General features: G+C 45.0%; 10 protein-coding genes and 1 tRNA gene. 6 read left to right on the plus strand and 5 right to left on the minus strand.

The window, feature by feature from the left end; genetic code table 11:
• Positions 1-51: 51 nt before the first annotated feature.
• Both ACF8OV_RS15190 and ACF8OV_RS15195 read left to right on the plus strand, forming a co-directional pair.
• The gene (locus ACF8OV_RS15190) at positions 52-2,703 is read left to right on the plus strand and encodes a beta-N-acetylhexosaminidase (protein ID WP_005489828.1); all 2,652 of its coding nucleotides are present in this window, start codon (positions 52-54) and stop codon (positions 2,701-2,703) included.
• A 435-nt stretch (positions 2,704-3,138) separates the two neighbouring features.
• Entirely contained in the window at positions 3,139-3,831 is a 693-nt protein-coding gene (locus ACF8OV_RS15195) for an oligogalacturonate-specific porin KdgM family protein (RefSeq protein ID WP_005453980.1), read from the plus strand.
• 64 nt (positions 3,832-3,895) lie between these two features.
• Here the strand turns inward: ACF8OV_RS15195 and ACF8OV_RS15200 are convergent, their stop codons facing one another.
• Together ACF8OV_RS15200 and ACF8OV_RS15205 are read right to left on the minus strand one after the other, a co-directional pair.
• Positions 3,896-4,345, minus strand: coding sequence for a DUF411 domain-containing protein (locus ACF8OV_RS15200; protein ID WP_005454003.1), 450 nt, complete (start codon positions 4,343-4,345; stop codon positions 3,896-3,898).
• Between the two features lie 21 nt (positions 4,346-4,366).
• The gene (locus tag ACF8OV_RS15205; protein WP_203504847.1) at positions 4,367-7,102 is read right to left on the minus strand and encodes a heavy metal translocating P-type ATPase; all 2,736 of its coding nucleotides are present in this window, start codon (positions 7,100-7,102) and stop codon (positions 4,367-4,369) included.
• Between the two features lie 475 nt (positions 7,103-7,577).
• Here ACF8OV_RS15205 and chiP point away from each other — a divergent pair, with 475 nt between their 5' ends.
• The 4 genes from chiP (at position 7,578) to ACF8OV_RS15225 (ending at position 12,618) form a co-directional block, all read left to right on the plus strand.
• Positions 7,578-8,699, plus strand: a complete 1,122-nt coding sequence (gene chiP, locus ACF8OV_RS15210; RefSeq protein WP_203504845.1) for a chitoporin — start codon at positions 7,578-7,580, stop codon at positions 8,697-8,699.
• A gap of 122 nt (positions 8,700-8,821) precedes the next feature.
• Positions 8,822-9,418, plus strand: a complete 597-nt coding sequence (locus tag ACF8OV_RS15215; protein ID WP_005453993.1) for a DUF2057 domain-containing protein — start codon at positions 8,822-8,824, stop codon at positions 9,416-9,418.
• Between the two features lie 178 nt (positions 9,419-9,596).
• Complete coding sequence (gltX, locus tag ACF8OV_RS15220) at positions 9,597-11,021, plus strand: glutamate--tRNA ligase (protein WP_392404381.1); 1,425 nt, start codon at positions 9,597-9,599, stop codon at positions 11,019-11,021.
• A gap of 637 nt (positions 11,022-11,658) precedes the next feature.
• Positions 11,659-12,618, plus strand: coding sequence for an OmpA family protein (locus ACF8OV_RS15225; protein ID WP_025500673.1), 960 nt, complete (start codon positions 11,659-11,661; stop codon positions 12,616-12,618).
• Positions 12,619-12,862: 244 nt separating this feature from the next.
• Here the strand turns inward: ACF8OV_RS15225 and ACF8OV_RS15230 are convergent, their stop codons facing one another.
• The 3 genes from ACF8OV_RS15230 to ACF8OV_RS15240 form a co-directional block, all read right to left on the minus strand.
• Positions 12,863-13,369 carry a hypothetical protein gene (locus ACF8OV_RS15230; protein WP_005482262.1) on the minus strand — a complete coding sequence of 169 codons (507 nt, stop codon included), beginning with the start codon at positions 13,367-13,369 and terminating at the stop codon, positions 12,863-12,865.
• A 269-nt stretch (positions 13,370-13,638) separates the two neighbouring features.
• A tRNA-Arg gene (locus ACF8OV_RS15235) sits at positions 13,639-13,715 on the minus strand.
• 179 nt (positions 13,716-13,894) lie between these two features.
• Positions 13,895-15,028 carry a flagellar assembly protein FlgT gene (locus ACF8OV_RS15240; protein ID WP_005496141.1) on the minus strand — a complete coding sequence of 378 codons (1,134 nt, stop codon included), beginning with the start codon at positions 15,026-15,028 and terminating at the stop codon, positions 13,895-13,897.
• Positions 15,029-15,142: the final 114 nt, after the last annotated feature.

A 15,142-nucleotide genomic window follows, 5' to 3' on the forward strand; every position in this document is an offset into this window, starting at 1 on the left:
TTAAATTGCGTAATTGTCGTTTTGAACCACTGACTTTTTGGGGAAAGTAAGATGTTGAAACCTAGTTTGATTGCTGCTTCTGTTATTGCAACACTAGCAGGTTGTTCTGCTCTGCAAAGCTCTGAGCAACAAGTTGTAAATTCACTGGCTGATAACCTTGATATCCAGTATCAAGTGCTCACCAACCATGGTGCTAATGAAGGTCTTGCATGTCAGGATTTGGGCGCTGAGTGGGCATCTTGTAACAAGGTCAACATGACGCTAGTAAACCAAGGCGAAGCAGTTAACTCAAAAGATTGGGCGATCTACTTTCACAGCATTCGTTTGATCCTAGATGTCGACAATGAACAGTTTAAAATCTCTCGCGTAACGGGTGATCTACACAAACTTGAACCAACTGATAAGTTTGATGGTTTTGCAGCGGGTGAAGAGGTTGTTCTTCCTCTGATCGGTGAATACTGGCAGCTTTTTGAAACAGACTTTATGCCGGGTGCATTTGTTGCAGCGCCAAACGCTGAACCTAAAATGATCGCTTCTCTCAATACTGAAGATGTGGCTTCTTTTGTCACTGGTCTTGAGGGTAATAACCTAAAACGTACACCAGATGACAACAACATCTTTGCCAGTGCGGTATCGCGTTTCGAGAAGAACGACGACTTAGTTAAACAAGATGTCTCCACGACGTTGTTACCAACGCCAATGCACGTTGAGGCGGGCAAAGGCAAAGTCGATATTACAGAAGGTATTGCGCTGCCTAAAGACGTATTTGATGCGGCTCAGTTCGCAGCGATTCAAGATCGTGCAGAAGTGGTAGGTGTGGATGTTCGTGGTGATCTTCCTGTAAGCATCACTGTTGTTCCTGCAGACTTCACCGGTGAATTAGCAAAATCGGGTGCTTACGAAATGAGCATCAACGGCGACGGTATCGCGATTAAAGCATTTGATAAAGTGGGTGCTTTCTACGCGGTACAATCTATCTTTGGCCTGGTAGATAGCCAAAATGCTGATTCTCTACCACAACTGTCCATCCAAGACGCACCACGTTTTGACTACCGTGGCGTGATGGTGGATGTGGCTCGTAACTTCCACTCTAAAGATGCCATCCTTGCAACGCTAGACCAAATGGCGGCGTACAAGATGAACAAACTGCACCTTCACCTAACGGATGATGAGGGTTGGCGTCTTGAAATTCCGGGTCTGCCAGAGCTGACTGAAGTAGGTTCTAACCGCTGTTTTGACCTTGAAGAAAAAAGTTGCTTGTTGCCACAACTAGGTTCTGGCTCAACTTCTGACAACTTCGGTTCAGGTTACTTCAGCAAAGCAGATTACGTGGAAATCCTAAAGTATGCGAAAGCACGTAACATCGAAGTAATTCCTGAAATTGATATGCCAGCACACGCTCGAGCAGCAGTTATCTCAATGGAAGCACGTTACAACCGCCTAATCGAAGAAGGTAAAGAAGCGGAAGCGAACGAGTACCGTCTGATGGATCCTCAAGATACATCGAACGTAACAACGGTTCAGTTCTACAACAAGCAGAGCTTTATCAACCCATGTATGGAATCTTCCACTCGCTTCGTAGATAAAGTGATTTCAGAAGTGGCAGCAATGCACACGGAAGCAGGCGCGCCTCTAACAACATGGCACTTTGGTGGTGATGAAGCGAAGAACATTAAGTTAGGTGCGGGTTTCCAAGACGTTAACGCACAAGACAAAGTTAGCTGGAAGGGCACGATTGATCTGTCGAAACAAGACAAGCCATTCGCGCAGTCTCCACAATGTCAGACGCTAATCGCAGACGGTACAGTAAGCGATTTTGGTCACCTTCCAAGTCACTTTGCAGAACAAGTGTCGAAGATCGTAGCAGAGAAGGGCATTCCAAGCTTCCAAGCATGGCAAGATGGCTTGAAGTACAGCGAAGGTGAGAAGGCATTTGCAACCGAAAACACACGCGTTAACTTCTGGGACGTTCTGTACTGGGGCGGTACTTCATCAGTGTACGAGTGGTCTAAGAAAGGTTATGACGTGATCGTTTCTAACCCAGATTACGTGTACATGGACATGCCATACGAAGTAGACCCGAAAGAGCGTGGTTACTACTGGGCAACACGTGCAACAGATACTCGTAAGATGTTCGGTTTTGCACCAGAGAACATGCCTCAGAACGCGGAAACCTCAGTTGACCGCGATGGCAATGGCTTTACTGGTAAAGGTGAAATCGCAGCGAAACCTTTCTACGGTCTATCTGCACAGCTTTGGTCTGAAACCGTGCGTAACGACGAGCAGTTCGAGTACATGGTATTCCCTCGCGTACTTGCTGCGGCAGAGCGTGCATGGCACCGTGCTGAGTGGGAAAACGACTACAAAGTGGGTGTTGAATACTCGCAAAACTCTAACCTAGTTGATAAAGCATCGCTAAACCAAGACTACAACCGCTTTGCAAACGTGCTTGGTCAACGTGAGCTGGCTAAGTTAGAGAAATCTGGTATCGACTACCGCCTGCCTGTACCAGGTGCGAAAGTAGAAGATGGTAAGCTAGCAATGAACGTTCAGTTTCCTGGCGTGAAGCTTCAATACTCTCTAGACGGCAAAAACTGGCTGAATTACGTAGACAATGCTCGTCCAAATGTGAAAGGTGAAGTGTTCATCCGATCTGTATCGGCAACAGGTGAGAAAACAAGTCGTGTGACTAGCGTAAAATAACACGATTCTTGTAAGTTAATTTTTGGCAAAGCCTCACGTATGTTGAGGCTTTCTTTATTTTCAAGGGAAATTAAGTGTGATCGAAGTCTTAATATTTTGCATTGATAAATAAGTTTTGGTGTTAAAGATAGAAATTAAATGTGAAGTGAGTCGGGTTATTTCGCCATTTATTAAATCGTTAGTTGTTTATGATCACATTTTATTTTTTTGACGAATTTTTATAAATCAACGCAAGTGTCTGTAATTACCAGTGTTTTTATTATGGTTATAGAGTCGGGTTTGAACGAGATCACTTTTTAAACGGATTTATTTTCCATTGCGAATTAATTATTTCAGTATGGCCACCGCCACGGAGGCACATTCCAAGGCTTGCGATGATCGGGAAAAGAAGCCCATGGAACCATCGCATAACGTGAATAATTAAAGGCAGTAATTATGAAAAACATCTTTGCACTGAGTGCTCTTTCACTCGCTTTCGCTTCTAGCGCTTTTGCTGGTTCTTCTTACGTAACGGGTAACGTTCAATTCCACGATGATGGTCGAATTCATGGCTCTGACGTGACGTCTACCCTTGAAGCTGGTCATACTTTTGATAACCAATTTGGTGGCTTTACGGTTTACACTGAGTTTGATGGTATTCAACTGGGTAAGTTGGAAACTGAAAATGGCGGAGCAGGCAATACGACTCCTGCAATTACCGTGGGTGGTGAGCAGTCATTCAACATTACCGATCATCTATGGGTTGCGGCGGGTTACCAACACCTGTTTTCTGCCGGTGAGAACGTGCAATATCGTCCACTGGTTAAGATCGGCTACAACTTCGATAACGGCATCTCATTAAGTAACCGTACTCGTGCTCACATCGACGCTACAGACGCAGATGCGGATACAGATTACCGCATGGATAACCGCATCGGTTACGTGATGAATGAAGATGTGACGCTGAGCTACAACAACGTTTACATGATTGAAGCAGAAACTATGGATCACGAGTTCCGTGCGACATGGACGCGTAAAGGTGTTCAGCCTTACTTTGAATTACGCTCTCAAGCTCATGGCGCAGAAAACGCGAGTGGTGACAGCCTAGTGAATAACGCTTTTGTATTTGGTGCTTCTTACGGCTTCTAATTTTATATTTGTCTTAACTGTCCATTAAGAAAAAGCCCAGCAATTGGTTTGCTGGGCTTTCTTATTACTTGTCGTTACCTTCGTGGCGGCGGTATTCGAAAACTTGGCCTTTTTCGTTAAAGGCGTAGACCGTGTAGCTGTCTTTTTTGTCGCCATATTCCATACCCGGAGAGCCCATTGGCATACCTGGTACAGTTAAACCTTTCGCGTTACGTGGTGGATTTTCTAAGAACGCTTTAATGTCTTCGGCTGGAATGTGACCTTCGAACACATAGCCGTTGATCTCTGCCGTGTGGCAAGAATAAAGCTGTTCGTTCTTGATGCCTAGATCGCGTTTGATGGCGTTCATGTCATCGTGCAATTTTTCTTCGACCGTAAAGCCGTTCTCTTCCATGTGTTTTGTCCATTCTCCACAACAGCCACAGTATGGCGATTTGTGGTTAATGACATCGGCTGCCAATACGTTGGCGGACACGGTCGCAAGCATTGCAAAGGTCAATAGTTTCAACTTCATAATACCCTCAAAAAGAAGTGGTTATTTTACTGAAAACAGTCGTAGTCGATTTGCATTACTAACGACAGTAATTGAAGACAGTGCCATTGCCGCTCCTGCGACAACAGGACTGAGCAAAAATCCAAATGCTGGGTAAAGCACGCCAGCGGCAACTGGAATACCCAACGAGTTGTAAACAAAGGCACCAAATAGGTTTTGCTTCATATTTTTAAGTGTAGCGCGAGACAGTTCAATCGCATGTACTACCGCCATTGGTGACGTGTTCAGGATGGTCATTTGCGAACTTTCAATGGCGACATCACTTCCGCTACCCATGGCAATACCAAGGTTGGCTAACGCGAGAGCAGGGGCGTCGTTAATACCATCCCCCACCATTGCCACGACATGTCCTTGAGATTGAAGTTGCTCAATGTGCTGAGCTTTTTCATCTGGCATTACTTGGGCGATCACTTCATCAATGCCAAGTTCTTGGCCGATAGCATTGGCAACGTGTTGGTTATCTCCCGTCAGCATTACCGTTTTGATGCCTTGCGATTTTAATGCAGAGAGCGCTTGTTTCGCATCTGATTTGATTGGGTCGGCAATGGCAATCAGACCGATCAGTTCGCCGTTCAATGCCACAGCTACCGGAGTCCACGCATTTTTTGCGCATTCATCGATGGCAGGTTTTAATGCGCTGGTCTCTACGTTTTCTGCTTGCATGAACTGCAGCGAACCAATAAGCAGCGGTTTATCTTGATACGTCGCCAAAATGCCGCGTCCGCGAACGTTCTCAAACTTGTCTAATGAGACGTCTTTTGCGTTGTGTTGTTTGGCATAATCACACACCGCTTTTGCCAGTGGGTGCTCAGACTGACGCTCTGCCGCATACGCTAAAGCCAATAGATCTTCTTGGCTGGTGGCGTGAGTAAACACTTGCTGAACGCTCGGTTTTCCTTGGGTTAGTGTGCCCGTTTTGTCGAATACAACCGTGTCGACTTTGCTTGCCAATTGCAGGGCATCGGCGTCTTTGATCAAAATGCCGAGTTCAGCGGCCTTACCCACTCCCACCGTGACAGAAAGTGGGGTTGCTAAGCCTAGAGCGCAAGGGCAGGCGATGATCAGTACCGTTGTGGTGACCACAAGCATATAACTCGCTTTTGGCTCTGGGCCAACGGCAAACCAAACGAGCGCGGCCAGTATTGCTATACCAACAACGACAGGGACAAACACCGATGAAATCTGGTCTGCCAATTTCGCGATGGCAGGCTTACTGCTTTGCGCTGTACGCACCATGCGGATGATTCGAGCCAGCATGGTATTTGCGCCAATGCCCGTTGCCTCAATGATTAAGGCTCCATCTGTGTTCAAAGTACCTGCGGAGACTTGAGCCTCTTGCGCTTTTAATACAGGAACAGGTTCACCAGTGAGCATAGATTCATCAATGTACGATTCACCTTGAGTCACAACGCCATCAACAGGCACTTTTTCGCCGGGTTTGATACGCAGTTTCATGCCCAACGTGATTTGCTCAACCGTTATTTGTTGGTCGCCTTGTTCCGTGATTACCGTAGCTTGCTGAGGTTGTAAGTTAATCAACGCTTGTAAGGAACGCGTTGTGTTCGCCTTAGCTTTAGCTTCTATATAGTGACCAAGTGAAATCAAACCAATGATCATCGCGCTGGCTTCAAAATAGACATGACGAGAAGCCATTGGGAACCAGTCAGGAAAAATCACCACCAACATCGAGTAAAACCATGCCGCACCCGTACCGAGTGCAACCAAGGTATCCATTGTGGCGCGTTTGTGAGTGGCCGCTAACCAAGCGTTACTAAAGAAGTGTTTACCCGCCGTGGCAAGAAGGAGCAAACATACGATACCGATCGCGCCCCAAGCTAATTGGTCGTTGGTGTTGCGAATCATCATATTGCCGCCAGCAACGCCCCAAATCATTAAAGGGGCACCGACGACAAGGCCAGCAATAGCATCCAGTTTGAAGCGTTTTTGCTGCTGACGTTGTTGCTGCGCTTGTTTTTCTTGCTGGGTTGCGGCGTCTTGTAGAATTTCACCCTGATACCCGGCTTGTTTAACCGATTCTAAAATCTCGGCGTGCAAGTCGTCAGAATCGTTATCGACAAAGACCAACGCACTTTGCTCAGCCAGGTTGACTTGCGCTTTTTCAACGCCTTGGACTTGAGTCAGCGCTTTTTCAACAGAGGCAACACAGCTGGCACACGTCATCCCTTGAATCAGCATTTGTAATTGTGTCGCGCCTGCTGGTGGTAGCTCTTCAATTTTAACTTCAGGCTCACCGTGATGTTGCTGCTCAACTTGAGTTAGCGTGTCTGCCTTTTGGGGAGCTGATACATTTGTTTCTGTATTTGCTTCTATGATCACTTCGGAACTTGCGCTATAGCCTAAGCTTGCCACCAAATCGATGATTTGCTCTTGTGTCAGCAGAGTATGAATGCGTAAGTGCGTTGTCGAAGCTTCGAAAGAGACAATATCTTGATTGGACTCTAATAAAGAAGAGAGTTTTTTCACGCAGCCACCGCAGCTTAGCCCCGATAGTTGGAGCTCATAATGGGTGCCAGCTTGGTAACCAAGGGATTCAATTGAGGCGACCACGTCAGATAAAGACGCATCCGTCTTTAATTCTACAGAGGTCGGAGACAAATTGATGATTTCAACATCGTGATTAGCGTGTAACGCTTTCTCTACTTTCCTTGCACAACCCATGCAGTTGAGCCCCGATAACGGTACAACGAACTGGTTCATAAACTTGTCCTCAATAATAGCGATGTAGAGAGCTTAAACCTTACATCAAGGGGAAGGTCAAGCATTTCATTGGCGAAACAATTTCGTCAAAACAGTCAGTAAAGCTCCGTTTCTTCCTCTGTTGTGTTGCGAGTGATCTCAAGGTTTTTTCTCTCTGAATATAAAGTTCCGTTAAAACTCCTAAAACATGAATGAAGTCGCTCACGAATTTGAAGCTTTTCTTATGTCAGAACAGCGTAAAAACTCACTTTTGACGTTTTTATGTTTTTATTTATCTATATAAGTAATTGAAAAATAATGGTTGATATTGTTTTTGATCTTCTCATTTTGAACTTGCTCAGATTGCTGCTGGGAAAGTTTTTTACTGCGAAAAAAGTTTGTCATATTTGCCCCGTCCAAACATTGTTTCAAGTTCCTGCAATGTCCTAGTTAGCGAATTTGAAAATGGAAAAAACTAAAAATATAGGGGTTAAAAATGTCTTACCTAAAGAAAAGCCTACTTGCTACGGCAATCACAGGCATGATGTTCAGTGGTGCAGCTCTTGCTGATGGCGCAAACAGCGATGCTGCGAAAGAGTACCTAACAAAAGATTCTTTCTCTTATGAAGTTTACGGGATCATCGCGATGCAGGCCGCGTACCGCGATTATGATTCTGGTGATGCAAAGCAAGATGACAAACTTGGTGGCATGCAGCTAAACAACGAATCTCGTATCGGTTTCCGTGGTAAAAAACAATTTGCTAACTTCGGTCCTACCTTTATTTGGCAAATCGAAGGTGGTTACGTAGACCCTAGCTTTGGTGGCGAGGGTGCTGGTCTTGGTGAGCGTGACACATTCGTCGGTTTTGAAAGTGCTTCTTGGGGTCAAGTTCGTCTAGGTCGTGTTTTGACACCTATGTACGAGTTGGTTGACTGGCCAGCATCTAACCCAGGTCTAGGCGATGTTTACGACTGGGGTGGTGCAATCGGTGGTGCTAAGTACCAAGACCGTCAATCAAACACCATTCGTTGGGACTCTCCAATGTACGCAGACAAGTTCTCTCTAGACATCGCTGCGGGTGCTGGTGATAAAGCGGGTCTGGGTGACGGTGATGATTACTGGGGCGGCATCGCGGCTCACTACAAGTTAGGTCCACTACAATTGGATGCTGCTTACGAAGGTAACCGTAACATTGAATCTGAAGGTCAAACTTGGGAAAACAACACGTACCTAGTTGGTGTTCAAGGTTGGTTTGATAACGGTATTTCGTTCTTCGCTCAATACAAATACATGGAAGCGGACGCAAGCAACGGCGTGAACGAGAAGCAAGATGCAATGTCTGCAGGTCTGATGTACACAACAGGTGACTGGCAGTACAAGCTAGGTTACGCAGCGAACTTCGACCTAGAACGTGACGGTAAGACAATTAACGATACAGCAGACGATGTACTATCTGCACAAGTTATGTACTTCGTAGACCCATCTGCAGTGCTTTACGTACGTGCTCGTACTCTAGACTTCGGTGACGGTGCGTCTCCATTAGATGCACCATCAGGAGCGCGTTGGAAGTCAGCTGACTACGATGAGTTCTCTGTAGGTGTTGAATACTACTTCTAATAAAGAAGCAGCTTAAAGGGCGGAAACGCCCTTTTTATCTTGATACTTATTCATATAAGCCATTGAAATGACTGGCCTGTAAGTTTCAGTGGCTTATCTAAATTGGTATAAAGTGAGAAACCATGATGAAAAAAACAACGACACTTCTTGGAATTTGCGCAATCCTTTCTGCGCCTGCCTTCGCTGCTCAGTTGACTCTGCAAAAGGAATTAGTGCCTCGCGTTATTAATGGTGAGTTCGTTTACCCTGAGTGGATCTCTGACAACAACAGTATCGAGCTAAAAGACGGTGAAAACCAGTTAGCGGTGACTGTTGGTCAAATTGTGTTTGAAGATGGAAAGCGCCGTAAGTTTGATTCGCAGCCTCTTTTATTAGAGTTTGATGCAGAAAAAGATGCTGAACTTTCTCTGACTTACAAAACCTTCCGCACCATTGAAGAAGCGAAAGCCTTCGAACTCGATCCAAAAGTGGTACTAAAGGATAAAAACGGAAAAGAAGTGGATTTCTCTATGGTTCAGCTCCGTAAAGGTGGTTTGCAAGGTTTTCGTGATTACGAGCGAGAAGTGGCCGACTACAACAACGCAATGAACAAACAAGCGACTAAGAGCAGCATCGCGCAATCTCCGGCGGTGACGAAAACATTGAAAGAGTCGTTCAATGAACTCAGCCGTGAAGAGCAACAAGAGTTCATGCAATGGGCGATGCGTAACCTGAAGTAATTTCGTCTCGCGCTTAAACAATAAATAAGAGGGCAGTACCTATATTGGTGCTGCCCTGTTTGTATTTCTGGTGTCAAACCGATTGTAGAATTGACTTACGGTGGTAAAATGTCGCCACTTTTATCCTTGACATCACAACGAGAGCCCTCTCGTTGCTCATTACCCCTAAGGAACTCAAATGACGGTTAAAACTCGTTTTGCTCCTAGCCCAACTGGCTATCTACACGTTGGTGGTGCGCGTACTGCACTTTACTCTTGGCTATACGCTAAAAACCAAGGTGGCGAATTCGTTCTACGTATCGAAGATACAGACCTTGAACGTAACTCTCAGGAAGCCGTTGATGCGATTCTAGAAGGCATGGAATGGCTAGGCTTGGAGTGGGATGAAGGTCCTTACTACCAAACTCAACGTTTTGATCGTTACAACGAAATGGTTGATAAGCTTCTTGCTGAAGACAAAGCGTACAAGTGTTACGCGTCTAAAGAGCTGCTAGATGAAATCCGTGCAGAGCAAGAAGCAAACAAAGAAATGCCTCGTTACGATGCAAACCATCCAAAAATCAAAGCGGCAAACGAAGCGGCAAAAGACGGTGACCCATGTGTTATCCGTTTCCGTAACCCAAAAGAGGGTAGCGTAGTATTCGAAGACCAAATTCGTGGCCGTATCGAAATCCGCAACGATCAAATGGATGACCTAATCATTCGTCGTACAGACGGTTCACCTACTTACAACTTCTGTGTAGTAGTGGATGACTGGGACATGGGTATCACTCACGTTATTCGTGGCGAAGACCACATCAACAACACGCCTCGTCAAATCAACATCTACGAAGCATTGGGTGCGCCAGTACCAACGTTTGCACACTGTGCAATGATCTTAGGTGATGACGGTGCGAAACTGTCTAAGCGTCATGGTGCAGTATCAGTAATGCAATACCGTGATATGGGTTACCTGCCTGCGGCACTAAACAACTACTTAGTGCGTCTAGGTTGGTCTCATGGCGACCAAGAAATCTTCTCTCAAGAAGAGATGATCAACTTGTTCAGCCTAAACGCAGTATCTAAGTCAGCGTCTGCTTTCAACACGGATAAACTGCAATGGTTGAACAACCACTACATCAAGAACTCAGATCCTGCGTATGTTGCTGAGCATCTACAATGGCATCTAGATCAGCAAAAACTGGACGTAACAAACGGCCCTGCGATCACTGACGTGATCAAGCTAGTCGGTGAGCGTTGTCATACTCTTGTTGAGCTTGCTGAACAAATTCGTTACTTCTACGAAGATTTCTCTGAGTTTGAAGCGGGCGCAGCGAAGAAGCACCTGCGTGGCGTAGCGAAAGAACCTCTAGAAGTAGCACTTGCGAAAGTGGAAGCGATCACAGAGTGGACGACAGAAAACCTACACCAAATGATCGCTGACGTATGTGCAGAGCTTGAAATTGGCATGGGTAAAATCGGTATGCCACTTCGTGTTGCAGTGACAGGCGGCGGTCAATCACCTTCTGTTGATGCTGTAATGGCGTTGATCGGCAAAGAACGTTGTGTTGCTCGCATCAAAATGGCGCTAGAGTTCATTGCTGAACGTGAAGCAAACGCATAATTAGACTGAATAAATAGTCATTCTAAGCCGCGATATTTGTCGCGGCTTTTTTGTATCTGAAGGTTCACAGCACTATAAAGCTTAATCTTGCTAAGAATATAAACTGCTCGTTTTGCTTTTTAGTTGTTCAAAAATGGATAAGTTTTTGTAATCCACATATGCCTAATATGAATGAAAATTAACCGTTCGCATTCAAAATATCTCTCTGATTTATATTTATAAATCCTAAAGTTCCCTAATTATTGTCTCAACATTGAGAAATAAACTTGCTTTAGCTGCCTGGTTTTAAAAAGTGACGCAAACGTTTGCTTGGTTGGTAGGGTGGGTCTTTGAGTGCTCAAGATCACATAATGTGGAACTTTTTGATGACATGAAATTGACAGTTTTGGGATTTGTCTCGTGATTTCTTAGCGTTATAGTTCAACCCGTCAGTGAGAACTCGATAACGATATGCATCACTGCACTGGAAATATACTCAAGTGACTTTCCATAAATTTTTTGCATGTGCATAAAGCGGAAGTTGCTTCGGTATCCACTCAAGGAATGAATAAAAAGAATTGAAATACAACGTCAGTGTTATTAGGCGGCGCATTTCGTCATCGAATTAAAAAAAAGTACTTCTTTAGAGGAATCAATAATGAAAAAACTAGCAGCGGTAATTTCAGCGTCTTTACTTATGGCTTCAGCAGCTCAAGCAGAAGTATACGTGGGCGGTAAAATGGGTAAATCTTGGTTGGAAGATGCTTGTGTAGCAGGTCAATCTTGTGACAAAGATGGCTCAACTCTTGGTGCTTTCGTTGGTTACGAATTCAATGACTACATTGCACTAGAAGCTGGTTTCGACAACGTTGGTGATTTCGATCAAACTTCTTTCGGTGGCCACGTAGAAGCAATCACTCTTGCTCCTAAATTCAGCCTACCAATCACTCAAGACATCGCACTTTACGGTAAAGTTGGTGGTGCTTACGTAATGTTCGACGGTAAAGACGATTACTCTTACCTAGGCGCAGCTGGTGTTGAATTCAACCTAAGCCAAAACGTTACAGCACGTGCGGAATACCAAACAATTACTGACATTAGCAACAACGTAAGCAAAGCAGCTGGTAACTCTGCAACTCTAGGTGTTTCTTTCAAATTCGGCGGCAACGATGAGCCAGTAGTAGTTGAAGAAGAGCCGGTAGTTGAAGAAGTTGTTGTAGAAGAAGTTGTTGAGCCAGTAGTGGTTACTAAAACTTTCGAAACTCAAACTATCGGTACTGGTAGCTTTGACCTAAACAGCACAACACTTAAACCAGAAAGCGCTTCTAAACTAGACAACCTAGTTGCTTTCCTAAACGAGCACCCACAAGCGAAGGTTGAAGTAATTGGTTACACTGATACTTCAGGCGCTGCAGCATACAACCAAAAAGTTTCTGAGAAACGTGCTGAGTCTGTAGCAAACGCGCTAGTTGAAAAAGGCATCGATGCATCACGCATCCAAGCTCGCGGTGAAGGTGAAAACAACCCAATCGCATCAAACGATACTCGTGAAGGTCGTCAACAAAACCGTCGCGTAGAAATCGTTGTACCTGAGTTCGAATACCAAGTTCAGCAATAAGCTCCTATCCGACCGTAGAATAGCAGCCTAAAGCTGAATGCCCCGAAGAGTTCGCTCTTCGGGGCTTTTTTTATCTGTTCATTTTGTATCGCTTAATTTGTGAATGGTGGACACAAAAAAAGAGAACCGGTTGATGACGGGTTCTCTTTTTGCGTTCGATAGAGGTTCAACTCTCGAAATCATTTTTAGCAGTGAAGCGAAATTTGTCTGAAGCGCTTTTAAGCTGTGTAAGTACGAGAGTGGATTACTTCAGATCGATGCTGTTGAGTCGGCCCATAAAAGTGAGGATTTCTAAGTTCTCTTTGTGGGCTTCTAGTAGTGCCTTTTTCGTTTGCATGTAAGCGGCAAGTTTGCCGTATTTGTTAATCGAACGTACTACCGTCTTGTATTTGTATTCACCCTTATCGTTAAACTCGCGCCATTTCGCAATGTAACAAGTGTCTCGGTTGTCTGGGTTCTCTAGGGTAGGGTTAGGCTTATGAACGATTTTAGGCTCCACGCTGTGCGGCAGACGCGTCATTAAGTACGGGTCTTTTAATAGACGTCGCCAAAACTTGCCCCACATTTCTCTACCCAACTCATTTCTTAGTTTGATGGCTTTCTTCAAGCCCTTTTTCTCTCCAATACGAACAAAACCCACTGAGCGATGCAAAACAGTATCGTCAGGAGTATGAATGTGGATCTTAAAGGCAGTCTTGCCTTTCGAAATAAAGCGGTGTCCAGTGTTAGTAATTAAATTGCTCTTAGACATAGTGCTAACTAATATTTTTATTAATAGTCGAGAGGGTAAGCAAAACTCATAAATAATTAAAGTAATAAAATACAAAACTGTAAATAGTGACTGTGAAGTAATTAAGGGCGACGGCGAGCGTTTTCAACCCGCATGAGGTTTGACCAGAAGCGGCAATATGCTGCTGGTGGGCGTTTGGATTATCGGGAAGAGAACCTTGTGTGCGGGAAATGAGCTCGATAAACGCGTATAAAAAAGCCTTAGCTCAACGGTGAGCTAAGGCTATGATATGGCGCCCCCAGTAGGATTCGAACCTACGACCTGTCCCTTAGGAGGGGACTGCGCTATCCAGCTGTGCCATGAGGGCGTAATACCAATCACAGTAACTATTGGGTTATTGCTACAGGTTAAACAAATTCACAGCCATGTTGCTGATTTCTTTAACCCTAGTGCTAACTTGTTAGTTACTTAGACAGGCATAATCAAATAAGATGCGTTGTCTATGATATTCAAAAGTAAGCATATCTCAAGGCTTAATGTGACCTTTTATAAGATCTTGTTCATTACATCGCCAATTTGAACGCTGGACGCCAAATTCGGCTGATCAATCGTCAATTCTGCTTCTTGCTCATAGATGCGGGAGACCGTCAAAGTGATCTCGCTTTGCGACACTTTATTACGTGGTAAACCCTTTTGATCGATGAATGATGCCGTGTGCCACAGTTGCAGTTTGTCACCTTCTTTTACGCCGTGCATGCGGCCCAGATCCATCGTGACGGTGTTGCCAAAAACGGCCACCACTTCCGGTAGGGTAATCTTGCAAGACAGTTCGGACTCGAGGTCTAACATGATGTTGCGGCTGACGCGTAGCATCATTTCGCCATAGGTCGATGCCCAGAAACGTGCGCTGCGAGTATCAACTTGGCTGGTTTTGGCGAATGGCCAACGCGCGACTTCGCGGTAGGCTTTGTTGAAGACTTCATGGCCTGTCTTGCCATCGAAGACTTTCATCTCTAAAGCAAACTGACGGTTAATGATGTCGTCTTTTAAGAGTTGAGATTCAATCGTTGCCGTTAAGTCAGTAATCACGCCGCCAATAATGTATTGTGCGCCGTTGTCCTGCGCAATCATTTGAGTGCGAGCTGGATAATTGCTGCTGATTGAGTAGTCTGTCGTGCCAACAGAAACGAAGCTGCGTGAGGTTTGATCCAATTGGCGATTAACGACTTTGCTGAAATCGTCACCTACTTGGTAGATTTGCCCCATGACTGCTTGTTGGGGGGAGGCAACGTCAATGTTACCGACCAAAATAGTCTTTTTGTATTGATCCGTGTGGCAACCCGTTGCCGATGGATAGATGTCCACTCGGATCTTCATTTCCATTTTACCACCGCGTTTGCGCTCAGATTCCACGAGAATGTAGCGCACCTCATGGTTAGTAAACTGATATTCTTTGCGGTTTTCTTCCAATAGCGGCATCAAGTTACTGATGCTGCCAATGTCTGCGCCCGAAAAGTTGACGGCTTTGAATAGAGCGTCTTCCAACGCATGGAGCCTTGCCGCATCTTCAGAAGAAACGATCGTGGCAACGCCTGTCACTTCGTACCAAGACGCCACTGCACGAAATGGCAGAAGCATAACGAAAGTGATTGAAAGTAGGCTAAATAATATTTTTTTCATTGGGTATGACCGTTCGGGTATAAATATTGCTATATCAATTTCAGTGAAGTTTGGTGGCGTTTTCTTAGTTCGACAAACAAAGAAAAGCAAAGACTGTTCCAATATTACCTTTAC

The sequence above is a fragment of the Vibrio sp. GLN_1 genome, from assembly GCF_043106015.1.
In the GTDB taxonomy this organism is placed as follows: Bacteria; Pseudomonadota; Gammaproteobacteria; order Enterobacterales; family Vibrionaceae; genus Vibrio; species Vibrio parahaemolyticus.

Bases quoted from the DNA above. Each gene is read 5' to 3' on its own strand.
- ACF8OV_RS15200 (WP_005454003.1), bottom strand. From the start codon at position 4,345: ATGAAGTTGAAACTATTGACCTTTGCAATGCTTGCGACCGTGTCCGCC.
- ACF8OV_RS15190 (WP_005489828.1), top strand. From the start codon at position 52: ATGTTGAAACCTAGTTTGATTGCTGCTTCTGTTATTGCAACACTAGCA.
- ACF8OV_RS15230 (WP_005482262.1), bottom strand. From the start codon at position 13,369: ATGTCTAAGAGCAATTTAATTACTAACACTGGACACCGCTTTATTTCG.
- ACF8OV_RS15240 (WP_005496141.1), bottom strand. From the start codon at position 15,028: ATGAAAAAAATATTATTTAGCCTACTTTCAATCACTTTCGTTATGCTT.
- chiP (WP_203504845.1), top strand. From the start codon at position 7,578: ATGTCTTACCTAAAGAAAAGCCTACTTGCTACGGCAATCACAGGCATG.
- ACF8OV_RS15225 (WP_025500673.1), top strand. From the start codon at position 11,659: ATGAAAAAACTAGCAGCGGTAATTTCAGCGTCTTTACTTATGGCTTCA.
- ACF8OV_RS15205 (WP_203504847.1), bottom strand. From the start codon at position 7,102: ATGAACCAGTTCGTTGTACCGTTATCGGGGCTCAACTGCATGGGTTGT.
- ACF8OV_RS15215 (WP_005453993.1), top strand. From the start codon at position 8,822: ATGATGAAAAAAACAACGACACTTCTTGGAATTTGCGCAATCCTTTCT.
- ACF8OV_RS15195 (WP_005453980.1), top strand. From the start codon at position 3,139: ATGAAAAACATCTTTGCACTGAGTGCTCTTTCACTCGCTTTCGCTTCT.
- gltX (WP_392404381.1), top strand. From the start codon at position 9,597: ATGACGGTTAAAACTCGTTTTGCTCCTAGCCCAACTGGCTATCTACAC.